At 65.5% G+C, this 26,147-nt stretch carries 4 protein-coding genes; all 4 read right to left on the bottom strand.

What is annotated here, in order from left to right; genetic code table 11:
- Window positions 1-36 precede the first annotated feature (36 nt).
- The 4 genes from PMI16_RS25145 to PMI16_RS01965 are packed head-to-tail and all read right to left on the bottom strand — an operon-like array spanning window position 37 to window position 25,847.
- A complete protein-coding gene (locus PMI16_RS25145; protein ID WP_081493350.1) occupies window positions 37-306 on the bottom strand; it encodes an MbtH family protein in 270 nt (89 codons plus the stop codon).
- Window positions 299-10,882 carry a non-ribosomal peptide synthetase gene (locus PMI16_RS01975; RefSeq protein WP_237719767.1) on the bottom strand — a complete coding sequence of 3,528 codons (10,584 nt, stop codon included), beginning with the start codon at window positions 10,880-10,882 and terminating at the stop codon, window positions 299-301. Before PMI16_RS01975 ends, PMI16_RS25145 begins: the two co-directional genes overlap by 8 nt.
- On the bottom strand, window positions 10,879-21,858 hold the full coding sequence (locus PMI16_RS01970; protein WP_007875852.1) for a non-ribosomal peptide synthetase/type I polyketide synthase: 10,980 nt from the start codon (window positions 21,856-21,858) through the stop codon (window positions 10,879-10,881). Before PMI16_RS01970 ends, PMI16_RS01975 begins: the two co-directional genes overlap by 4 nt.
- Window positions 21,855-25,847 (bottom strand): SDR family NAD(P)-dependent oxidoreductase, encoded by a 3,993-nt coding sequence (locus tag PMI16_RS01965; RefSeq protein ID WP_007875851.1) that lies wholly within the window; start codon window positions 25,845-25,847, stop codon window positions 21,855-21,857. Before PMI16_RS01965 ends, PMI16_RS01970 begins: the two co-directional genes overlap by 4 nt.
- Window positions 25,848-26,147: the final 300 nt, after the last annotated feature.

Genomic DNA, 26,147 nt, shown 5'->3' with positions numbered 1-26,147 from the left:
TCAACAAATTTCCAACAAAAAAACTGATTACGAGCTTTATTCATCTCCTATGCCAGCGTCTCCTCGCTTGTCTCCCAAGGAAATGCGTGGTTTTGCTGGTTCTGTCCGGTCCGGTGCTGCTCTCAACGCGCCCGGGTACTCGTCGCTCCACAAGGTTTCAATCCGATCCAGGCAGCTCTCCCGTGACGCCGGCTCACCCACAACGCGCCATCCGGCCGGCAGCTTGCGCTGCGCCGGCCAGACCGAATACTGGCGCTGATCGTTCACCACGACCAGACATACGACATCGGCACCAACTTCAGACATACATTCCTTCCATCAGGATGCCCAGCGCCGAGTCATCCAGCACTTCAAGAAGCGCGGCATAGGACTGCAGCATGGCTTCGGCTTGCGCCTGCAACACCAGGCCGGCGTCGTACACCGCGATCAGGCCCAACTGTTCTCCCGGCGTGACTTCCAGATTGAACGGGTAATGCCACTGATCGCAAATGGCGACATCACTGACGTGCAGCGCGGCGTTGCCCCGTCCGACATCGCCCAGCGGATAATTCTGGATGCGCAGCGCCGTGCCGAACAAGGCATCGCCGTCCGACAGGCTGGCGCACTGCGCGATTTCCGACAATGCCAGCGTGGCATGCGCCATGGCGGAGACGCGCCTGCGCTGCAATTGCCGGCAGGCTTCAACGAAGCCGATAGCGGGATCGATCTGGCAGCGTAACGGCGGCGTGTTGATCAGATTGCCGACCATGGTTTCGATACCGTCGACGTCGGCCGGACGCAATACCGAAGTGACGCCGAAACATACCTCGTCCGCAGTGCTGTGGCGCGCCAGCACCAGCGCCCATGCCAGCATGAAAATGCTCGGCGCCGACAGGCGATGCCGGCGTGCAAACGCGCTCAGGCGGGCGCCGGTTCCCGCTTGCGGCTGCCACGTAATCTCCGCAAAGCGGCCGCTGCAGGCCGTCCCCGGCTCCGCCGGCCAGCGCGATGCGTTCATCCCGGCCAACTCGCCGCGCCAGAAGTGACGCGCGGCCGCGCCGTCCTGGCGGTCCAGCCAGTCAAGGAAAACACGGAAGTCCGGCGCCGGCGAGGCCATCAACTGTTTGCCGTAGGCAGCGGTAACCTCGCTGAGCAATACCGGCATCGACCAGCCGTCGATCAGCGCATGATGATAAGTCCATACAAAATGATGACCGGTACGCGTTTGCAACAGCGAAAAACGCATCAGCGGCGGCGTGGCGAGATCGAAGCCGCGCAGCCGGTCTTGCCGGCAATAGGCGTCAAGACCGGTACCGGCCTCCTGCTCCGACAAGCCGCGCCAATCCTCGCGCTGCCAGGCAAGCACCGACGTTTCGCCAAAATGTTGACTGGCCTTGCCGTTTTCTCCGGCGATGAAACAGGCGCGCAGCGACAGATGCCGCGAGAACACGGTTTGCCAGGCGGCGATGAAGCCGTCCACCTGCAGTTCGGCTGGCAAGCGTGCGGTGAATTGCACCACATACGCAGACGAATCCGGGTGCCGGGCGGTGTGTTCCAGCATGGCCGCTTGCTGCGGCGCCAATGCGTAAGTCGCCATGCCTGCATCCGCCACCTCTTTCGATGCGGCTGATGCTATCGATTCCGTCGACACACTCTGCACCAACGCCTGCAGCCAGTCGCGCATGCCGGTGCACAGCCGGTCGGCAAATTCCTGCGCCAGCACGCGCGGATCGAACGTCAGGTCCAGCTGCAAACGTCCGCCCGAGACCAGCGCGTTGACTTCCAGCACATACGGGCGTGGCGTCGATGGCGCAAAACCGGCGCCATCGGTTTCCGGCGCGGGCCGGACCGGCAGGCTGTCCGGCCATGCCGTATCCCATTGACCAAGGTAGTTGAACGCGATTTCCGGAACCGGCAATGCCGCCAGCGCTTCCCGCACGGCGGTGTCGGGCGACAGGAAACGCAGCACGCCGAAACTGAAACCATGCCGCGGCATGGCCTTGAGCGTCTCGCGGATCTTGTCGATGCGATGCTCGCCGAGCGGCATCGTCCATGGCGCCAGCACAGTAAACCATCCCGGTATGCCGCCGACGGCCAGGCCTTCGAGCATGATGTCGCGGCCGTGGGATTCGAGCGCAATACCGATGTTGCGTTTGCCTGCGCCGCATAACAATGCATCCAGTGCCACACTCAAGGCGGTCAGCAAAATCTCCTGCACCTGGGTTCCACGACTGCGTGGAAGCTCCCGCACCAACATGCCGGTGACGCTTTCATCCAGCGTAAAACCCCTGGTGTGCGCGGCGCCGGCAGTCGCCGCGATATTGGTGCGCAACACAGGCAGGCGCGCCAGATCGCGCGGCTGCTCCAGCCAGTAAGGCAGTTCGCCGAGGGCTTGCGCGGAGACGGCATGGCGCTCTACCGCCGCAGCCCATTGCCCAAAAGAAGCGCGCATAGCGGTAGCGGCATACGGCAAGCTGACGGCTACAGATTTTTGCGCTTGCGCATAGGCGTCGAACAGATCTTCCAGCAACACGCGCCACGACACGGCGTCGATGACCAGGTGATGCGCCACGACGTGCAGGCGCGCGGTTGATGTTCCCAGCGGCGGCGCATACAGCACCAGCCGCAGCAAGGGGCCCTGTTCGATATCCAGGCGCGTCTGATTGTCTGCCGCGCCTTGTTCCAGCAAGGCGCGCCAGCCGGCCGTCTCGGCCGGCGGCGGCACCGTTTCCAGCAGCGCCGTTGCATGTTCGCTGAGATGCTGCTGCCAGACACCGTCGATCTGCCTGAAACGCAGCCTCAGCGCATCATGGCGCGCGCAAACCACATCGAGTGCCCGGCGCAGGGCCGGCACATCCAATCCGGCCGGCACCTCCAGCAAGAAACTTTGATTGTAGTGATGCAGGTCCGGCGGATTCTGCTGAAGGAACCAATGCTGGATCGGCGTCAGCGGTATGGGGCCTGTAGTAACCTGCGCCGCCGGAGCTGGCGCCGGCGTGCGTTCCGCACCTTGGCTGGCATCCACCTGTGCAGCCAGCTTCGCCAGCGTCGGCAAATCGGGATCCATGATCTGGTTCAGCGTCAGCGCGATTTCCTGCCGGTTGGCTTTGGACACCACCTGGATCGCGAGAATCGAATCGCCGCCGAGTTCAAAGAAATTGTGTCCCGGCTGCACTTGCGCCACATTGAGCACCTGCGCCCAGATGCCCGCCAGTTGCCGCTCGGTCTCGCCGGCATAGTCGCCTTCGGCAAGCGCCGGCGGCTGCGGCATGTTCACCGGCAGCGCCTCCAATGCCTTGCGGTCGATCTTGCCGTTGACGGTCAACGGCATCGATTCCAGTGCGATGAAATGCGCCGGCAGCATATGCGACGGCAACTGATCGCCGAGGAAATCCCGCAAGAGCTCACTCGTTATCGGTGAGCGCGTTTCCAGATAAGCCGTCAGGCGGCGGTCGCGGTCGCCTTCGCCGTGACGACGCACCAGCACCGCGGCGTGGCGTACCTCGGCATGTTGCATCAGCGCCGCCTCGATTTCGCTCAATTCGATACGGAAACCGCGCAGCTTGACCTGGTGATCGTTGCGACCGACGAACTGCACCCTGCCGTCGGCGAGACGATAGCCGCGATCCCCGGTTTTATACAGGCGCGCGCCGGGAGGTCCGTAAGGATCCGGCAAGAAACTCGCCGCCGTCAGGCGTGGACGGTTCAGATAGCCGCGCGCCAGCCCTGCCCCGCCAATGTACAGTTCGCCGACGACACCGGGCGGCAGCAGTTGCATGTCGCTATCCAGCACATGCAGCTGCATGTTCGGCAGCGGCCGGCCGATCGGCAATTGCCCGGCGCTGTCGTTGTCGTTATCGTTATTGTTGTCGTTATTGTTGGCCTCGGACCATGCCTCGACGCTGACAGCAACGGAAGCTTCAGACGGCCCGTAACCATTGTAGAAGCGCCGTCCGGGGGCCCAGCGCAAGACCAGTTCGGCTGCGCAGCTTTCGCCTGCGACGACCAGCGTCTGCAAGTCAGGCAAGTCGCCCTCATCCAGTGTCGCCAGCGCGGTCGGCGGCAAGGTCGCCGCGCTGATGCGCTGGTGTCGCATGAACTGTTGCAATCCGTCGCCGACGCGGGCGGTGCCAGCGTCGGGCACGACCAGGGCGGCACCTGCGCCGAACGCCATGGTCATTTCCCAGATCGATGCATCGAATGACAGCGAGGCAAACTGCAACACGCGCGCCTCCGGCAACAAGCCGAACGCGCCGCGCTGGGCATGCGCCAGCGAGCGCAGGCCGGCATGGGTATTGCCGACGCCCTTGGGCGTGCCGGTGGACCCGGATGTGTAGATCACGTAAGCCAGGGCTTGCGGACGAGGTTGCGGGAAGTCCCCGTCATCCATCTCTTCCACATCGGCCGCCGCGAACAAGGCAGCCGGATCCAGCGTGATCGCCCGTGCCTGCAATTCATCGGCGCACATGCTATCCGCAATCAACCAGGGCGCGCCGCTGTCTTCCAGCATGAAACGCCGGCGTGCAGCCGGATAGGCGGGATCCAGCGGAACGATGGCGCCGCCGCAGCGCAGGATGGCAATGACTGCAACGACGTAGCCCGAGGAACGCGGCAAGCACAGCGCGACTTTCGTTTCGTTGCCTACGCCGAGCGCCCGCAAGCGCCGGGCCAATCGCAGCGATTCGACGCGCAACGCGTCATAGCTCAGACGCCGTTCCTGATCGCTCAAGGCCACGGCGTCCGGTGAACGTTTTGCCCAGGCATCGATCTGCTGCGGCAAATACGCCGGCGCAATCACCTCGACGGGACCTCTGCCTGCCATCAATGCCGCCTGCGCATCGAGATCGTCCAGCGCCAGCAACTGCGCCGCCGGCCAGTCCGGATGTGCCGCCATGTTGTCGAGCAAACGTCCCAGTTGCGCCAGCAAGCGGTCGGCCGCCGCGGCGGGAATGCTGCCGTCGCGATGCAAGGCCAGGCTCAGCGTTTCACCGGCGCTGCAGACCAGGGTCAGCGGGTAGTTGGTGCGCTCCCTCACCGCTACGCCCGCCAGGCGCAATCCGCCGCCGGACAGGGACTGCGCCTTGGGATAATTCTGCACCAGCAACAAGGTCTGGAACAATTCCTGATTGCCGGGCAAGGACGCCGCCTGGCGAATTTCGGTCAGCGACGCGCCGGCATGCTGCTCGCGCTCCAGATGCTGCTCCTGCAAGTGCGCCAGCCAGTCCGACAAAGACATCGCGGACGGAATCGTCACCCGCGCCGGCACCGTGGCGATGAGCATGCCGATCATGTCTTCAACGCCGTCGAGTTCCGCTGACCGTCCCGAGACGGTGACGCCGAACACCACGTCGCGGCTGCCGCTGCAACGCGCCAGCAACAGTCCCCAGGCCGCCTGCAGCACCGTGCCGAGCGTAGTGCGTGCGCGTTGCGCCAGTTTTTGCACAGCCTGCATGCGCGCCGGCGACAACTCCATCGCATGCAACTCATGCAACTCATGCAACGCGGGCGTCGTGCCTTGCGCCGATACCGCGTCGCCCGCCTGCCTGGCGAACGCCAGCGACGTCGGTTCTTCGATTTCCTGCAGTGAGCGCTGCCAGAAGAGGATATCTTCGCTGCGTTCGCGCCCATCGCGCCGCTCATGCCAGCGCACATAGTCGGAGAAACGCGGCGCCGCTTTCAGGCGCACCTGCGAATCGCCCAACGCCTGGCGATACAGCGCAAAGATGTCGGCCAGCAAAAGCGACACCGACCAGCCGTCCAGCAACAGATGATGCGAACTCCAGACCAGCTCGTGGCGCTGGTCTCCAACCTGCAACAATTGCAATCGCAACAGCGGCGCCTGCTCAAGTTCAAAGCCGCGTGCAAGGTCGGCGCGCATCAGCTGGTCCAGCGCCACCGCGCGCGCGGCCTCATCCAGGCCGCGCCAGTCGGCGAAGGTCCACGGCAATTCCACGTCGGCATGCACGCGCTGGCGCATGGCCGGCAGGTCGCGCCAGTGAAAACTGGTGCGCAGCATGCTGTGGCGTTGCAGCGCCTGCGTCCATGCGCGACGCAAGGCCTCGGCGTCAAGCGCGCCGTCCAGCGTCAGGCAAAGCTGATTGCAGTAGATGTCCGGATCGCGCAGGCTGTGGAACACCATGCCTTGCTGCAACGGCGTCAGCGGCAACTCCTCCTCAATCCGATCCTGCGGCAAGGACGCATGGCGCTGTGCGGCAGCGGCGATCTCGCGTAGCGCCGCCATGACTTCGCGCAGCCATGCGCCGATGCGCTCACGCTGCGCATCGCCTGCCGGAAAACTGACCGCGCCGCTGAGGCAACCGGAGCGGATGCCGGCATTGATTTCGATGACGTGACTACGCGCGAATGCATCGCTCTGCGCCGGCCCGCTGTCTTCATCGACGGCGGTAAAACCGTCGCTGCCGGGCACACTCGTGGCGCCGATGTCCAGCCTGCCGAGATAGTTCAGCAGGATCTCTGCGCCGGGCAAGCCCTGCAACGCAGCGCGCTGTCCGGCATCGGCCGACAAATAACGCATGATCCCCATCGCCAGCCCCTGACACGGCGATTCGCGCACGCGCTCGCACACTTGCATCACTATCCGGGCCACGTCAGGTTCTGCGTCCGGCCATTCCAGCAGCACCGGCTGCACCGCCGTAAACCAGCCGACGGTACCCGACAGGTCGACATCCTCAAACAGGTCGACGCGACCGTTGCGTTCGAGATCTATCTGCAACGCCCCCTTGAGGCCGATACGGGCGGCGCCGATAAACAACGCCGCCATGAGCAGTTCGTCAACGCGGGCCTGGAATACCCCGGGCGCCAATTGCAGAAGGACCGTCGTGGTTTCGCTGTCGAGCGACAGCGGCAAACTTTCTGCGGCGCCCGCCGTCCCGGCCGGCAATTGCGCCGGCAACACGGAAAGCCCCCGGCCTGTGAAGCGCCCCAGAAAATAATCGAACGCAGACTGCGCCGTCGGCGTGGCGGCCAGTTCGTGCAGCTTGCGCGACCAGACACGATAGGACGTGGTTGGCGCGGGCAAGGATATGTCGCCGCGCAATGCCTGCGCATAGGCCAGGCTCAGGTCATCCAGCAATACCGACCAGGAATACGCATCAATCGCCAGATGATGCACCGCGATCATCAAGCGCGCAGCAGGTCGTGCGAAAACAGCCTGCAGCACCCGGCCGGCGCGCAAATCCATGCTGCGCTGCGCATGCTCATAGGCGCTCATGCGCGCCGGCAGTTCGGCTTCGGCGCCATGCAGAACGCGCAGTATCGGTCCTGGAACAGAAGCTGCGACCTGCAAGCGTTCGCCGTCGACCTGCAAACGCAACATCGGATGACGCGCCACCACCGCCTCCAGCGCGCGTTCCAGCGCAGCGGCGTCGACATGGAGCGGCGTCTGCAGCACGACCGACTGGTTATAGTGGGTGCGATGTTCTCCCGCCTGCTCGAAGAACCATGCCTGGATCGGCGTCGGCTGCAAATCATCGTCGTTGCCGTCGTCGGGTTCCTGCAGTTTGCTGCCGGATATGATTTGCCCGCGCGCTTCCAGCGCGCGCATCAGATCACGCACCGTCTGGAAGCGGAAAATGTCGCGCACCGTCAGGTTCAGCTGCAACTGCCGGGCACGCGACACAACCTGCAGGCTGCGGATGGAGTCGATGCCCAATTCGAAGAAATTGTCGCAAGGCCCGATCGTGGGCCGGTCCAGCACCTCGGCAAACAATGCCGCCAGCGGCGTCTCGGCCGCCGTCGTGGCGGGAACTGCAGGCGCGTCATGTTGAGATGGGGCCTCACGCGCGCTATCCATCTCCAGCAATGCCCGTCGGTCAGTCTTGCCCGATGCCGTGCGCGGCAACTGCGGCAAGGTGATGCACCGCGCCGGCACCATGTAGGCCGGCAGGCGTTCCCCCAGCCACGCGCGCAGCAGGCCGGGTTCCAGTTCCGCCTCGCAGCCGGCGACGGCCAGCAATTGGCCCGAGCCTGCCTTGTCGGTATTGTCCGCACGCATCAGCACCACCGCTTCGCGCACTTGCGGATGCGCCATCAGCGCCGATTCGATTTCCGCCAGTTCAATCCGATAGCCGCGCACCTTGGCCTGCTGGTCTTTGCGCCCGATGAATTCCAGCGTGCCGTCGATGCGGCGACGCCCCAGATCGCCGCTGCGGTAGCTGCGCAACACGGGCGCGGCCGAATGTGGATGTGGCTGGAAGACGGCGGCAGTTTGTGCCGGCTGCCCGATATAGCCTTGCGCCACGCCGGCGCCGCTGATCATGATTTCACCGATGACGCCGGGCGGCACGGCCAGGCCGCGGCCATCGACGACTTCCAATGCGACGTTGGCGATCGCCCGGCCGAGCGGCAAGACTTCGGCGGCCGACGGCAACGGCTGTTCGGCGGGATCGAAAAACGAAGAGGTAATGGTCGCTTCGGTCGGGCCGTAGCCGCTGCGAAATGCTATCGGATGCGCGCACAACGCCTGCCACTCGCGCCAGCGGCGGGCAAACACCCGGTCGCTGCCGGTCACCACCAGACGCAGGCAGGCAGGCGGTGCACGGCGCGCCTGACCGAGCGCACGCACCCACTCATGCCAGAACGCCGCCGGCAAGTTCAGCACGCTCAGGCCTGCTTGCCCGACATGCTCCTGGAACGCGTCAATGCTATCGGTGACGCCCTCTGCACGAATCACCACGCAGGCGCCGGCTGCCAACGCCGGAAAGATCTCTTCGGCGGCGACGTCGAAATCGGCGGCGGCAAATTGCATCACCCGATCGTTCTCGCGCAAGCCGAAATCCTGCACCACCGCGTGCGCATGGTTGGCGAGATTGGCGTGCGTCACGGCCACGCCCTTGGGCGTGCCCGACGAACCGGAGGTGAAGCAGACATAGGCGAGCGCGCCGGCATTTGCAGCGTCGACATGTTGCGCAAGCGCGGGCAATGCGGATTCCGGCGATGCGGACAAATCCGACAACAGCGTTGGCACCGGCCAGCCGGCCGCTTCCCCGGCGGTCGTGACCACCAGGGCAATACCGGCGGCGGCGATCATCTGTGTTCGTCGCGCTACCGGCTGCTGCGGACTCAGGACCGCGTAGCCGGCGCCGGCGCGCCACGTCGCCAGCATCGCCACCACCAAGGCCGCCGATGAAGAAAAACCGAGACCGACCACGGCCCCAGGCCGTACGCCGGCGGCAACAAGACGTTGCGCCAGCACATCCGCCTGATGCATCAATTCACGATAAGTAAGCTGCGTTGCCCCCTGTTCCACGGCAACCCGGTCGGCATGACGAAGCGCGGCAGCGATTATCCTCTGCGGCAACAACGGCGCCGGTTCGACATCGGGTACCAGCACCGGCAGCGGAGCAGGCGGCGCCAGTTGAACGCAAGACAATGGCAGCGACGCATCGATGCTCGCATGCTCCAGCACGTAGGCGAATTGCTCGCAAAATCCGGCAATGCTCGCCTGGTCGAATAAATCGGTGTCGTACTCCATCGCGCAGAGATAATCGTCGCCGTCGAGGTGCACGAAGAAGTTGAGATCCAGTTCGGGAGCGCCCGCTGCCGGCGGTACCGCTTCCACCTGCAATCCGGCCAGGGCCAGCTGCGCACTGGAGTCGCTTTGCTGCATGAACATGGTCTGGAACAGCGGCGCCTTGTTCAGCGCGCGTTCCGGGCGCACCGCCTGGACGATGCGCTCGAACGGCGCCTGCTGGTGTTCGAACGCCTCAAGACAAGTGGTCCGTATGCGCCGGATCAGCTCCGCAAGATCGGGGTCGCCGTGCAGGTTGATGCGCAGCGGCATGGTGTCGACGAAGAATCCCACCAGTCCGTGCGTCTCGCTGCGGTCGCGGTTGCCGACCGGGCATCCGATCACCACTTCGTCTTGTCCCGACCAGCGCGACAAGACCAGCGCGTAGACCGCCAGCAGCACCATGAACGGCGTCGATCCGGTGTGCAGACCGCAGGCCTGCACCTTTTGCACCGTGCCGGGCGCCAGGCGCAACTGATACATGGCGCCGGCATTGCCGCGCTCGGCCGGACGCGGCCGGTCCAGCGGCAACGCCAGCTCGGTGACGACGCCGGCCAGCTGTTCACGCCAATAGCGCAGATGCGGCGCCAGCCTCTCTTCGCTGAACATCGCGCGCTGCCACACCGCATAGTCGGAATACTGGATCGCCAGCTCGGCCGGGCGGATCGATGATGCGCCGGTTTCCAGCGCGTACAGCATGCCCAGTTCCTGGATCAGCACGCCCATGGACCAATGATCGGAAACGATGTGATGCATCGCCAGCGCCAGCACATGGCTATGCGGCTCCAGCTGCAACAGGCTGATGCGCAAGGGCGGCGCCGCAGTCAGGTCGAAAGGCAGGGCCGCTTCGCGCGCCAGCAGCGCCTGCTCGGCCGACGCGTGGCTGCTACCGGCAGCCGGTGCTTCGACCGTCAGCGCAAACGGCGTCATCGGGAGAATATGCAGCTCCGGCTCGACGCCTTCATCGCGGATCACGCTGCGCAGCAACTCGTGACGCGCCGTCAACGCGCTCAATGCGCGCTCCAGCGCGGGCAGGTCGAGCACGCCCCGCAGGCGCCATCCGGCCATGATGACGAAGGCGCTGCTGCCGCCTTCAAGACGATCCAGAAACCACAACCGGCGCTGATTGAACGACAGCGGCGCCGTGGTGCGCTGTACCGGGCTGCGCGTCAGCTCGGGGAAAGACATCGTCAGGGACGAATCGGACACCGCCTGCAAATGCGCAATCAACTCGGTCTTGCGCGCGCCCAGCTCTGCACGCAGTGCCGGCGACAAGGCGCCTGCCGGGCCGCGCACGCGCAGGTCGCTGCCGGAGCAGGTCAGCGTGACGCCGAGCTCCGCCAGTTGCGCCATCAAATGTCCAACACCGTTCAAATCGTAAACTCCTCTATGCCGTCGTCTCCGGAACGGCATTGATCAATATGGCCGGCCAGCGCGGCTAGCGTGGCGTGCTCGAACACGGCGGTGATGTTCAGATCGACGCCGAAGCTCTCGCGCACGAAAGCCAGCAAACGCATGCCGATCAGCGAATGCCCGCCCAGTTCGAAAAAATTTGCTTCGCGCGTGATGTCCGCAACACCCAGAATGCTGCGCCAGGTGGCGGCCAGTTTTGCTTCCGTATCCGTCATGCTGTTCATGCCGCTTGCACCCGCCGACGCAGACATGCCGGCGCCGGCCGGAGATAAAGGTGTCGGCGTGGACAGTCTGTCCAGCAGCACATCGGCGCGCGCCATCAGGCCAGGCAAGTCGCGTATCGATACCGCAACGCGCGCGTGCGGCGACGCCAGCACCCTGCGCAAGACCTCGATGCCTTCCTGCGAACGCATCGCTTCATTGCTATCGGGCGCAGCCTGGCCATGACGGCGGTAAGCGGCGACAGTCATGCCGGCCTCGCTCCAATCGTCCCAGTTGAGCACGGTGGTAAAACCACCGCCGCGCGCATTGCGCTCATGAGCGAACAGATCGAGGAATTCGTTGGCGGCGGCATATGCGGCCTGGCCGAACTTGGCCTGCGGCAGCAAGTTGCCCAGCGTCGAGAACAACACCATGAAATCCAGCGCATCGCCTTCCAGCAAGCGATCCAGCAATACCGTGCCCTGCACTTTTGCGGCCATCACCTGATGCATCGACGCGACGCTGCGGTTCTGGATGATGCCGCCGAGATCGGCCACGCCGGCACAATGGAATACGCCGTGGATAACGCCGAAACGTGCATGCGCCGACGCAATCGCCGGCGTCAGCGCAGCGGCGTCGGCAACGTCGCAGGCGCTTGCGAGTACCTCGACACCCGCTCTTTCGAGTTCAGCGACGAGCGCGCGGTCGACATGGCGCCCCAGCAAAACGAGGCGTGCGCGGTAACGCGTGGCGAGATCGCGCGCAATGCTCGCACCCATGCCGCCAAAGGCGCCGGTGATCAGGTAGCAGCCTTGCCTGCGCAGGCGATCGCCGCCCGCTTCCGGCGCAGCGAGCTTTACCGGCTGCAAATGCGGCACCCAGCGATGGCGGCGGCGCAGCGCGACCTGTGTCTCCATTTTTGCGTGCAAGAGTTCGTTCAGCAGCATAGGCACGGAGCCTTCCGCCTCGATATCGATGAGGCGGCAGGTCAGGCTGCGATATTCCACCGGGAGAATCTTGGCGAGGCCGAGCAAGGTACCCAGCGACGATGCCAACTGCTCGTCGCCGCTGACATCCGCAGCCCCGCATGTGACGATGTCGAGTTGCAGCGTGCGCGCCTGCGAACCCGCGCCGATGGCCTGCGCCAACAGCATCACGCTGGCAAAGCCACGTTCCAGCGCCATCTCGAAAGGCTGTACAACACTAGCCCAGAGATGTACCACGCGGGTCGGTGCGACGCTGTCCAATAGCCGGCGGTAGTCCTGTTCACTGGCGGGATCGATGGCGTAGTCCTGCGGCGAGAGCGCCTCGAATGCGGCTGCCGCCCTGACTTCAACAAGCTGTTGGCCGAATGCGCGCAAGCCGGTCGCCAAAGCGCGACCGGCATCGGTTTCTGCGCCCAGCAGCAGCCAGACGTCCGGCGCGGTTGATGACGCCGCTGATGTTGTAATCGCCGACAGCTGCGGCGCGCGTTGCCAGCCCGGCAGATAAAACCAGTCTGCGATATCGGCGCGCCGTTCCTGTGAATTCACGGTCGCGGCGATAGCCGGTTGCGGCGCAGGCCAGTGACGCGTGCGCTCAAACACATAGCCGGGCAGCGCGACGCGCGATGGCGCGCCTGCATCGCCGCTCGCCGGCCCGCTTACCTTGCCTTTGCGCCAGTCGATCAATGCGCCGCGCGTCCACAGTTGCGCCACGATGGTTTCCAGCGCGGAGACCTGTTGCCGGGCTTGCCGGTGCATGCCCAGCGCAATCAGTTGCGCCGCAGGCCAGCCGCCCGTGCGCGCCAGTTTTTGCAAGGCGCTGCCGGGGCCGACTTCGAGCAGCAGGTCGACGCCGTCGCGCTGCAAGGTGTCGAGGCCGTCGCCGAAGCGCACTGCCTGGCGCAAATGGCGCGCCCAATAGGCGGGATCGACGGCATCCGCATCGCTGATCCAGGTGCCGGTGACATTCGAAATGAAGCGCCGTTGCGGCGGCATCAGGGTGATGCGATCGAACTGGGCGACAAAATCCGGCAGCACCGGATCCATGGCTGCCGAGTGGAAGGCGTGCGAGGTGTCGAGGCGCACGGCCGGCACATTGATTTCTTTCAGCCGTGCTTGCAATTCATCGATGGCGTCCGTTGCGCCGGACAACACGCACTGTCCGGGGCCATTGACGGCAGCCAGGCCGATCGCGTCGCCGCAATCGCGCATCAACGTACGCATCAGCCCATGCGCCTGCGCTTCGTCCGCCTGCACCGCCAGCATCGCGCCGCCGGGCAAGGCCTGCATCAGGCGGCCGCGCATGGCGACCAGCGCCAGGGCATCATCCAGCTCGAACACGCCGGCCAGGCATGCCGCGACGTATTCGCCGAGGCTATGACCCAGCATGGCGACGGCCTCGACGCCGCGCGCCTCCAGGCTGCGCGCCAGCGCGTACATCACCGAGAACAGCACCGGCTGCGCCAGCGCGGTCTGCCCGAGTGCCGCGACGGCAGCGGGATCGTCGGCCGCGACGCCATACAGCACGGTGCGGATGTCTTGCTCCACATGCGGCAACAGCGCGACGGCGCAGCGGTCGAACCAGGATCGATAGCCGGCGTCGCTCTCGTACAGCGCCTGCGCCATGCGCGGATATTGGCTGCCCTGCCCCGGGAACAGGAAGGCAAGCCGCGCCGCTCCTTTGATCGTGGCCACCGGCTCAGTGCCGGACTGTTCTGCCGCCAGACGCAGCGCGACCATGGCTTCTTCGTTGCTGGATGCAACCAGGGCGTGGCGACAGCCGAAGGCGGCGCGTCCCTGCTGCAAGGTGAAGGCGACATCGCGCAATGCCAATTGCGGCCGGCCTTGCAAGACGTCGGCGAGCGCCAGCATGCTGCTGCGCAGGCTTGCCGGCGTGCGCGCCGAGAGCGGCAATACCTGTAAAACCGGCGGCAACACCGGCGGCGATATCGTTGCGGAGGCGGTCTGCAAACGCGCAGGCGCCTGTTCCAGCACCACGTGCACGTTGGTGCCGCCGATGCCGAAGGCGCTGACGCCGGCGCGGCGCGGATGGCCGCTTTCCTGCGCGGGCCACGCTTGCACGGAGCCGACCACGCCGATCGACGCCGCCGTGAAATCGACATGCGGATTGGGTGACGAGAAATGCAGGCTCGGCGGCAGCACGCCGTGCTGCAGGGCCAGAATCGTCTTGATCAGGCCGGCGATGCCGGCTGCCGCGTCGGCGTGGCCGATGTTGCTCTTGACCGAACCCAGCGCCAGCGGCCGTTGCCGCCCGCCGAAGACACGCGTCAAGGCGGCAATTTCCACCGGATCGCCCAGCTCGGTGCCGGTGCCGTGTGCTTCGACATAGTCGATGTCGCCCGGCTCCAGTCCGGCCTGCTTCAGTGCCGAGGCAATCACCGCCGCCTGGCCGTCCACGCCGGGAGCGGCGTAGCCGACCTTGCGCCCGCCATCGTTGTTGACGGCGCTGCCGCGGATCACCGCCAGCACGTTGTCGCCATCGGCTTGCGCCTGCGCCAGCGGCTTGAGCAGCACCATGCCGACGCCGCCGCTGGGGACGGTGCCGCGTGCATCGGCGGAAAACGGTTTGCAATGTCCGTCGGGCGACAGGATCATGCCCGGCTCATGGAAATACCCGCTGCCTTGCGGGAAACGTATGGCCACGCCGCCGGCCAGGGCCATGCCCGCAGCGCCGCTGCGCAGCGAACGGCAAGCCATGTCGAGCGCCGCCAGCGATGACGAGCATGCCGTCTGCACGGCCAGCGCCGGTCCCTTGAGGTCCAGATGGTAGGCAATCCGGGTGGCGCCGAAATCCTTGTCGTTGCCGGACATCGCGTGATATGTGTCCGCGCTTTCGGGCATCGGGCCGCCGCCAAACAACTGCCCCTGCAAATAGGTATTCACGCCGACACCCACGAAGACGCCAACGTCGACATCGCCCCGGGCTTCCATCGCTGCATAGCCGCCATGTTCCAGCGCATGCCAGGCGCATTCCAGCGCAACGCGATGTTGCGGATCCAGCGTGACGGCGTCGCGCGGCCCGAGCCCGAAAAAGTCGGCATCGAAACAATCGGCCTGCCCGATCACGCCGCCGGCGGCAACGAAGTTGGCTTGTTGCTGCACGTCGGCAGCGCGTCCCGCCTCTGCCAGCGATGCCGGATCGTGGCGGCTGATGCCTTCGCGGCCTTCGACCAGCAGTTGCCAGAAGGCGTCGACATCCGGCGCCCCCGGGAAACGGCATGCCATGCCGATGACGGCGATGTCCGCCTGGGCAAGCAGCGGCGCATGCACCGTTTTTCCTGTTTCCCGGATGTCTCCCTGACCGGACAAATGCGCCGCGAGGCTGCGGATGGTCGGAAAACGGAACAGATCGCTGATCGACGCCGCCGCACCGAACTCGACCGTCAGCAGGTCGTACAAACGGACCAGCAGCAGCGAATGGCCGCCGACGTCGAAAAAATTGGCGTCCGGGGCGATATCCTTGAGGTTCAGCACCTGCCGCCACAGGCCGGCGACACGCGCCAGGCAATCGCGACCCTCGCGGCTCTCCGTATTGCCCGATGCCACGCCCTCTCGCTCAAACACCGGCAACGGCAAGGCGTTCACATCGATTTTGCCGTTGCCGGTGAGCGGCATGCTGTCCAGAATCGCGATGAAATCGGGCACCATGAAGGACGGCAAGCTGCGCCGCAATTCGCTGCGGATCGTCGCGGCATCCGTGCCGGCGCCGACGACATAGGCCACCAGGCGGCGCTGTCCGGCGCTGTCGGGGCGCAGCATCGCCAGTGCCTGAGTCACGCCGGCCTGCTGCGACAAGGCGGCTTCGATTTCGGCCGGGGCAATGCGGAACCCGCGCAGTTTGAACTCGCGGTCGCTGCGACCGAGGAAGTCCAGCGAGCCGTCTTCGCGCCAGCGCGCGCGGTCGCCGCTGCGATACAGGCGCGCTTGTGGATCGTCGGAAAACGGATCCGGCCGGAAGCGTTCTTGCGTCAGCGCCGGATTATTGAGGTAGCCGATGCTCACCCCCGGTCCGCCGATGCACAATTCACCGATGACGCCGATCGGCGCCGGTGCGCCCTGCTCGTCCAGCACATAGATGCGCGCATCGCCCAGCGGGCGGCCGATCTGCAAAGGCGCGTCGGCACCCGCATAGCGGCCGGCGGTCACGGTCACCGTGGTTTCGGTCGGACCGTAGGCGATGAACAGATCGCGGCCTTGCTGCCATTGCGACGCCACTGCAGCGGGACACAACTCTCCCCCGACGATCAGCGTGCGCAGGCTGGGCAAAGGCGCAAGCGGCATCGCCGCCAGCAACGACGCCGGGATTTGCAAATGACTGATATGCATCGCGCCCAGCGTCTGCAGCAGCGGCGAACCGGGCAGCAGACGTTCGCGCGGCGCCAGGCACAGGCAGGCGCCGGCGGCCAGGGCAAACACGATATCCGAAACCGCCACATCGAAACCGAAGGCGGCCAGTTGCAGGATGCGGCTTTCCTGCGTCACGGAAAATTCGGTCACGGCGCTCTGCGCAAGGCGGCACAAGGCATGATGCGCCAGCGCCACGCCTTTGGGACGGCCGGTGGAGCCGGACGTGAAAATGATGCAGGCGGTTGCCGCGAAGTCCTTGTCGAACTCGCCGTGAGAATGCTTCGATTCGTCCTGTTCAGGTGCGCAAGACAAGTCCTGCAATACCGGCAAGCGCATCCATTGCGCCTCGTTCCAGTCTGCCGGACGGTCGCCGGCCACCAGCGCGACGCCGGCATCCTGCAGCATCTGCTCGATACGCACCGACGGATAAGTCGGATCGATGGGCACGAACACGCAACCGGCTTTTGAAATGCCCAGCAGTGCAGCGATCAGGCCGATGGAACGCTCGCCGATCAGCGCGATGCGGTCGCCCGGATTGATACCTGCGGTACGCAGACGCCGAGCAAAGTCGCCGGATAGCCGGTCCAGTTGCCGGTAGCTGAGCTCGCCCTCGGGGGTCGCCAGCGCTGCGGCGTCGGCGTCGCCGTTGCGCTGTACGCCGGCGCGCAGCAAGTCGTGCAGCCGCAGCGGCTCGCTTGCCGGCGGCAACACGGTGCGCGCCTGACCGAACTGCGCCAGCAAGGCGCGCGCCGGCGCATCCAGCAACGAGTGCGACAGCGGCGGCACGTCGGGCTGCGCCAGCAAGGCCTCCAGCAAGTGTGCGAAACCCTCGGCGATGCGCCCGGCCAGCGCCGGTGCAATAACGTCGGCGGCATATTCCAGCTCGCCCGCGATGCCTTGCGCATCCTGATGCAAAGCCATGCTGAGATCCGTGCGCGCCAATGGCGCCGACAAGGGTTCCGCCACCGCGTCGATGGCGTCCAGTTGCAATTGCCACTGGCGCAGATCGGCCAGCACGAACATCGCCTGCAGCAAAGGCGGCCGCTGGGGAATGCGCTCCACGCCGGCGGCTTCGACGATCCGGCTGAAAGAAATATCCTGGTGTTGCAGTCCTTCGGCGACGCGTTGCTGGACGCGGCGGCCGAACTCCGCCAGATTGGCGGCGCTGCAATCCAGGCGCATCGGCAGCGTATTGGCAAGGAAGCCGACGATGCCGTCCAGCCCGGTGCGGCTGCGACCGGCCACGGGAATGCCGACCACGACTTCCTGCTCGCCGCCGAAACGCGCCAGCGTCAATCCCCACACCCCGAGCAACAGCGCGAAGACGCTCAGTCCGGCGTCATCGGCGGCCTGTTGCAGGCGTTCGCTGCGCTCCCGGCCAAGCGCGACCGGCACGCGGCCAAGGCGGAAGTCGCGTTGTTCCGGCATTCGGCTCAAGGCCAGTCCGAGCACGGCAGGCGCGCCGGCAAGCTGGTCGCGCCAGTAATTGCGCTGCGCCTCGAAAGCGCCCTGCTCGTCGCAATGGCGCTGCCATTCGGAGAAATCGATTTGCTGCAAGGCTGCGGGAGCGGCATCCAGCACACCGCTGTAGGCTTGCCCCAGTTCTTCGACAATCACGCGTCCGGAGCCGCCGTCGAAGGCGGTGTGATGCGCCACGATCGCCAGCAGGTGTTCAGTGGGTCCGAGCCCGATCAGGCCGGCACGCAGCGGCAGGTCTTCCGCCAGCGAGAAAAATCGTTCTGAAAATTCCTGCAGCAGCGGTGCAATCTGCTGCCGGCCGTCGTCTGCAGCGATCCTTTCGAGAGCGAATTCAGGCGAGGCGTGGACCTCTTGCACCTCCTGCCACAGCAGGCCATCGGCAAGGACCAGCCGCGTGCGCAGCGCTTCGTGGCGTTGCATCACGCGCCTGAATGCGGTTTCCAGGCGTTCGACGTCCAACTGGCCGCGCAGGCGGTAGACCACTGCCTGGTTGTAGGCGCCGCGCTGTTGTCCGGATTGTTCGATGAGCCAGAGACGCTCCTGATTGAACGAGGCGCGCGCGCGCCGGTGCGGGCCGCCGGCCACCACCTCCGGCAGTCCCGCGCCGCGCTGCGCGCGACGCACTTCCAATGCCATGGCGCGCAAGCTCGGCGCGTCAAAGACGGCCGTCACCGGCAGGCGCACGTCCAGGTTTTTTTCCAGCGCAGCGACCAGCCGTATGGCGCTCAGCGAATGGCCGCCCGACTGGAAGAAATTGGCTTGCGGATGTTGCGGGCGGCTGCCGATCACTTGCCGCCAGATATCCGCCAGCAAGTTCTCTTCCAGCGTCATCGCGCTTTCTGTCTCTGGCGCTTGCGCCGCTACTTCTCCGTCGGGCGCGGGCAAGGCCAGGAAATCGATTTTGCCGTTGGAGTTGAGCGGCAAGTCCGGCATGAAGACATAACGGGACGGCTGCAAGGCCATCGGCAAGATGTCCTGGAGGCATCGCCGCAACGCCGGCTCCACCGATTCTTTCGCGACGACATACGCCATCAGTATCAGTTCGCCGCTGCCGTCAGTACTGACTTCGCGCGCCACGACGACGGCATCCGCTACACCGGGGCACCTGCGCAGCGCGACGCGGACTTCCTCGGGATCGATGCGCACACCGCGAATCTTCACCTGACGATCCAGTCGCCCCAGGTAATCGATGCCGCCATCGGGACGCCAGCGCCCGAGGTCTCCCGAACGGAACGCGCGACCGCCGGCGACGTCTGCGGGCAAGGTGACAAAGCGCGGCTCGCCGCCATTGAGACTGAGATACCCCCGCGCCAGGCCGATGCCGCCGATCATGATTTCTCCTGCTGCGCCCACCGGCAACACGTTACCGGCCGGATCGAGAATCGCCAGCAGATTGCCCGGGATCGGTCTGCCTATCTGCACCTGCGGTCCTTCTGCGGTGTCGACGTCGTAGCAGGTCGAATCCGCCGATGCCTCCGACGATCCGTAGAGATTGAGCAGGCGGCAATCCGGCAACAGGCTCAGGAAGCGGCGCGCCAGGTCGCCCGGAAAAGCCTCGCTGCTGCAGATGCAGTGACGCAACCCACCCAGGACGTTGCCGACGTCGGCGACATGATCGAGCAGCGATTTCAGCAGCGATGGCACCAGCGTCAGGCGCGTGACCCCGTGCTGCTGCATCGCCGACGCCAGCGCCCGCGGATCGCGCACCTGGGCCGCCGACAAGATCACGGACGGCACGCCGCCCAGCAGCGGACCGAACAGCTCCCAGACGAAGTCGACAAAAGTCGGCGTGGTTTTCTGGCAATAGCGATCGCGCGGTTCGAACGGATAGCGCTCCAGCATCCAGGCGATGCGGTTCACCGCGCCCCGGTGCAGGCCCATCACCGCTTTCGGGCGACCGGTCGAGCCGGAGGTGTAGAGGATGTACAAAAGGCTGTCGGGACCGTTGAGATCCGGCGGCGCGGATGCCTGCGGAAATGCCCGTGAAGGATCGACCAGCCTGGGCTGCTGTGCCGCGGGAACGTCGGCGGCAAGCCAGTCCGGCGCGCCTGTCGTCATCAACACCGTCGCACCGCTGCTGTCGAGCATGTAGCGCAGGCGCTCGGCGGGGAAATTCGGATCCATCGGGACGAAGGCGCCGCCCGCACGCAGGGTCGCCAGGATGGCCACGGCCAGATCCGCCGAGCGAGGCAGGCAGATGGCGACCGGCGTTTCGGCAACGACGCCCAGTTGCGCCAGATGCGCGGCCAGCGCGGCGGAACGACGGTCGAGTTCGGCATAGGTAGTTTCGCCCCCGCCTTCCGCATCGATCAGCGCCACGGCATCCGGCGTCCTTGCAGCCTGTTCGGTAAACCAGGCGCTCAGTGTGCGCGGCGCGGCTCCCGGCAAGGATGGCAACGGTGGATTGAGGCGTGCCAGCATCTCGCGCGCCGCGTCGCTGCGTTGAAGCGGCAGTTGCGACAATGGCAGTTGCGGATCGGCCAGCGCGGCTTCCAGCACGACTTCAACCGATGCCGCCATCGCGGCGGCGATCTGCGGATCGATGAAGTTGCGGCGATACTCCAGTCCACCCTCGATGTGTTCCGCGCCGGCTTCCAGTTCCAGGAGCAGGTCCGCCCGGGCGGCGGGAAGCGGGACGGTTGCGGCGTGCGCGCATATCGCGCCTGCTTGCGCCTGCAGCGGCGGCATCGTCTGGAACACCAGCATGGCCTGGAACAGCGGCGCAAGCCCTGTGCGGCGCTCCGGATTGACGAGCTTGACGACGTCATCGAACGGCAGTCCCTGATGGCGCAAGTCTTCCAGCATGTGATCGCGCACCTGTTCGGTCAACGTGCCGAAACTTTGGCTGCGCTCCGAGAGATTGCGCGACACCATGGTCTCGCTCAGGAAACCGACGATGCCCTGCTCCTGCTGCCGCGGACGGTTGACGACCGGAACGCCGACGGCGATGTCGTCCATGCCGGAATAGCGCGCCAGCACGGCATGGAACGCCGCCAGGATCACCACGAACGGCGTGGTTCCGGCGGTATCGGCAAAGCGTTTGACGGCTGCCGTCAGCGGTGCCGGCAAGACCACCGGGATGCGTTCGCACAATGTTGCGCCGGCTTGTCCGCGCGGTCCTGAAAACGGCAATTCCAGCGCTGTCGGCAACTGCTCCAGCCGCGTCTTCCAATAGCCGTGCAACTGTTCGCGCGCGGCGGCTTGCTGCGGCTCGCGCAGCCACGTCGCATAGTCGCCGAACTGCACCGGCTCGGGCAGCGTCACCGTTTCATTGCCCTTGCCGAGTTCGCGCGCATACAGCATCACCAGTTCGCGCAGCAGCAGATGTCCCGACCACATGTCGATGATGCTGTGATGGAAGGTTAATAATAAAGCGCTCGCTCCGCCCTCAGACTCAGACTCAGACTTGGCATCGTCATCGTGCAGGAGTTGCGCCCGCAGCAGCAGGTCGGCAGCGAGGTCGAAAGGCTGTGCAACGGCCTCGCGCAAGAAAGCCGGCCATGACGCCGCGGGCATGGCATGCTGCGTCAGGGAGAGGCTGTCGACTTGCGTGAAGGTCTGCCCGATGGAGCCGTCATCATGCTCGGAAAAGCCGGCGCGCAAGCCCTCGTGGCGTTGCAGCAGCGCCAGCAGAGCACGTTCCAGCGCGGCGACGTTGATAGGGGCGTTGAAACGGATATCCATGCCCAGGTTGAATTCGCCGGTCACGCCGTCGATGCGTTCAACCGTCCACAGCCGTTGCTGGGCAGGCGTCGCCAGCACGCGCGCAGACGCCGCGCGGCGAGGGATTGCCGATTCTTCCGACGGCAGTTCGAAACCATCCTCGGCCAGCAGGTCGGCGAGCAGCGCTGCATCCAGTGCCGCATCCAATCCAGTCTCGATCGAGGGCATTTCAGGTGTCGTCATACAGTCCTCGCAGCAACGCGTGCCGCTTTTTGTTCGGGTGTCATTTGTTCTATTTCCAGCCAGCGGCGAGCAATGGCTTCGGTGATGCCCGGCTTGCTTTCGCTGCGCTGCACGTGGGCGCAGAATCCTGCCACGGTCGGGTTTTGCAGCAGATCGGGCATCGCCGCATTGAGACGGAAGCGTTCGCGCGTGGCCGCTGCGATTTGCGCTGCGCGCAGCGAATTGCCGCCCAACGCAAAAAAGTCGTCGTGCACGCCGCATATGGACAGGTCGAGGATCTGCTTCCACAACTGCGCCATGTAGCGCTCGAACTCGCTGTCCGGCCGGCCCAGCTGCAGGAATCCGCCGGCTATCCGGGTCAGCTGTTCGCGATCGACGCCGCCCGCTTCGTTGCGCGGTATCGCGTCCACCGCCAGCACCGCGACCGGAAGGCTGCGACCGAAATGGTCGCGCAACATCACGGCGCCTTGCGCAGCGCCTCCGGCTTCAACGACCAGCGCTTCATCCACCGCAATGGCCGCATCTTGCAAGCCTGCGTGGCGCGGATGCTGCAGGTCGAGACCGATCGCCAGCACCGGCCGGGAAGCCGATAGCGCAATGTCGAAGCTGGCGACGGCATGTTCCGGTTCCAGCGAAAAATACCCTGCCGCTTCCACCGTCGATACCGGCGCGCCGTTCTTGCTCATGCCGGTATGGCGCCAGGACGAAAATCCCAGGTAATGGCAGCGCGTATTGCCGGACGCCGCCAATTGTTCCGCCAGCGCCGCCTGCCAGGCGTTCGCGGCGGCATAGGCGGCATCCTGCCGGCCCGCGACCATGCCGGCAACGGAGCCGACCAGGACCAGCCGGGCACCGGGATGCGCGTCCGCCAGCGCCTGCAAGGCGAGGCTGCCGGCCACCTTCGCATGCATCATCTGCGCCAGCGTTGCCGCCGTTTCGCGGCGCAATTCGGTCTGACGGCCCTCGCCTGCCAGATGCAGGACGCCGTCCAGTCCGCACTGCCAGCGCGCACGCGCCTGCGCCACGGCGGCCCCCAAGGCTGCGGCGTCGGCCACATCGGCGCTGACGTAGAGCACGCGGCCGCTGCGTTCCAGCTCCCGCAGCGCTGTCGCGCGCGCGGCGTCGAGCTGTGCGGCTTCGGTACGGCCGACAATCAACAATTTTGCGTCGTGACGATCGAGCAGATGCCGCGCCAGCAACAAGCCGACGCCGCCGAGTCCGCCGCTGATCAGATGCAGGCCTCCGGAGCGCAATGCCGGGCGATCCGCCTTGGACAACTCGACGTTGCGCCAGCGCCGCAGGTGGCGCGCGCCGTCGATATAGGCCAGTTCGGTTTCGCGCGTGGGCTGGCGCAGGTCGCCGAGAATCATGCCGGCGTCGCTGCCGAGGTCTTTGCCTGAAAACTGGATATGCATGCAATGCACGCCGTCGATTTCCGCTGCCGCCGTCCGCAAAAAAGCGGCGGCCGCGGCATGCTCGGCGGCATCAGCGCCGCCGCATACGATCAGTCTTACAGGCCGGCTACCTCGCGCCGTCGCCGCCAGCGCCTGGCATAACGACAGCAGCCTGGGCAAGCGCGCCCAGCCGGGCAATATCAGAATGACGTCGGGCAATCCCTGCTGCGCCATCGCATTGAAAAGACGGCCCAGGGAAGGCAAAGGATCGGGTTGTTCTTCCAGCACAAACTGCCGCCAGTCGATATCGCCGGCCGCCCGCGCCAGCGCCGCCCGGATCGCGGCGTCGCCGGCGGAGGCGTCTCCCAGTACGGCGATGCTTTGCCCGTGGACGGATTCGCCTGCCGTGACAGCTATCGGGCAAGCTTTCCAGAACGGTTCGGAGAACCAGTGGGGGATCGTGCCGGCAGCCTCCAGCAGGCAGGCGGCTTGCTTGATCTCGGCATCGAAAACACCGGCTTCCAGCCGGCGCTTGAGTTCGATCCGCTGGACCTTGCCGGAATTGGTGCGCGGCAGGCGATCTGACGGTACATGGATGAAATACGCGGGCATCAGCGACAGCTGCTTGCCCAGGCGCATGCGCATGTCTTGCATGACACGCCTGAGGACGTCGTCGCGCACATCGGCAATATCGGAAACACCGGAAACATGGAAAAACAAGGCCAGCTGATCCGTCCGCGCAGCCGGCGCGCGCACGCCAACAGCCGCGATGCTGATGCGCTCTACGCCCTCCGTCTGCGCCACGACTTCTTCAATTTCGCTGCTGTAGAAATTGGCGCCGTTGACGATGATCATTTCCTTGATGCGCCCGACCACGAAGAGCTCGTCATTGCGGATGAGGCCCATGTCGCCGGAGCGGAACCAGTTACCGTGCATCGCTTCGGCCGTCAGGTCGTCGCGGCCGAAATACCCCATGAACAGGGAGTCGCCGGACAGCTCGACGGCGCCGATGATGCCTTCCGGGACCACTTCGCCGTGCTGGTCGACGATGCGATGCGCGGCGCCGCAGATCGGCAGGCCGAGGGAAACCACTTCGCCGTTGCCCGGGATCCACTGCGACATGGAAAATGCGCTGACGGTTTCCGTCATGCCGAACGACGGCCAGATCGCGCCGTCGGGTAATTTGTTCTCTGCGAAACGCGCGGCAAAAGCCGTCAGCACGCTGTCGGAAACGGCCTCCCCGCCGTTGAGGATCATGCGCAGGTTGGACAGGTCCCAGTCGCGCGCCGCGCCGGGCGCAGAAGCCGCCTGCTGCAACAGCTCGAACGCAAAGTTGGGCGTCCAGACCATGCAGACCCGATGCCGGTGCGCCAGTTCCAGCCAGCGTACGGGGGCTTCCAGCACGGTGGCGGTATCGACCTGTATCTGGTTCATGCCCAGCACCAGCGGCAAGATCGACAAGAAGCCCAGACCGCCGACATGGTCGAGCGGCATCCAGTTCATGGTCGTCGCGCCGGGCGTCAGCGCGGCGCCGCGTTCGGCTACGCCGCCGATCATCGCCAGCACGTTGGCCTGGCTCAGCATGACGCCCTTGGGAAGACCGGTGCTGCCCGAGGTCATGAACACCATGGACAAGGCCCGCAGGTCGCTTGCCGGCGAAGGGGTTGCGCTTTCGGCGCGGCAGAGTTCAGACGCATCCAGCAAGGTCATTCCGCTCAGCGCATCCGCTCCCAGTGGCGCCAGCGCCTGCAAGCTGGCCGGATCGGCGGCAATGAGCGGCCGCCCCAGCACTTCCCAGGAATCGCGCAGACGCTTGAGCGGCGCGCCGCCGACTGCCGCCGCAGCGACCTTGAACGGCGCCGGCACAATGGCGCCGAGCAGACAGGCCCAGAACAGCGGCAGCAGGCTGCGGCTGTCTGCCGCATCGACCAGAACCACATCGCCGCTGCGAACGCCGCGTGCGCGCAAGCCGCCCAGTATCCGGCGCGCCTGATCGAACAATTGGGCATAACTGACCCGGGTTTCACGCATGTCGGCGGCGACATGGACGATGCCGAGTTCGGGATGCTGCGCCGCGCGCGCCAATGCTTCGGCCAGGTTGGCGGGCATTCGCGGCTGTGCGGGAAGCGGCCTGAGACGGGAAACCGCCGGCTTGTCGGCAGCGCCGTTCGCCGGCGTCCTGGAGAGCGGTGTTTCCTGCACGGTGGAGGTCAGCAAGGGATAGTCCGGCAGGAGATCGGCCAGATGGATGCGCTGCCGCAGCGGCGCAAGCGGCCGATAGACGGCGGTCGGCGGCAACGACGCCTCGACCCAGGCCGGCAATGCGGCCAGGGCAGCGTCATCCACGCTGCCGTCGGGTCGACGCGGCAAAGCATGCACGCGCACCAGCGCCACCGGCCCCGGATGCGCCGAGTCTGCAATGGCGGCGTCCAAAGCCTTGCGCTGACCGCCGACGACATAGGCGACCAGGCCAACGCCCGCCTCCCCCTCCCTCGCTGCGGCGACGAGATGGACGGCCGCGACCGCCGGCACTGCGAGCAGCCGTGTTCCGAGCGCTGCAATGATAGTGTTCTCCGGCACAATACGTTCCAGCATCCCGCTCCCCTGAGCATTGCCGACCCAACATCGGCAAGCTTGTTTATTTCGGCAAACTATCCGCTTAACAAGCAAAGCCCCATCCTGCAAGGGTGATTTGATCTTGCCCTTATCTTTTACGACTCAACGCCCTGTCATTCCGACCCCGTTGAGTGCTTGAGTTTATTCTCGTAAAAAATGAGAATATTTTCTGCCCGCAATATTGCCACTGAATCGCTCCGAGAGTTGACTTCCTGTCTCACTTTTTCAAAATATATCCTGGCAAATCCATTCGGCAGGCAGCATCGCAGCAATGGGAGT

It is taken from the genome of Herbaspirillum sp. CF444 (assembly GCF_000282135.1).
In the GTDB taxonomy this organism is placed as follows: Bacteria; Pseudomonadota; Gammaproteobacteria; order Burkholderiales; family Burkholderiaceae_D; genus Herbaspirillum.
The sequence above is the reverse complement of the archived record's forward strand: the minus strand, read 5'-3'. Positions and strand labels throughout refer to the sequence as shown.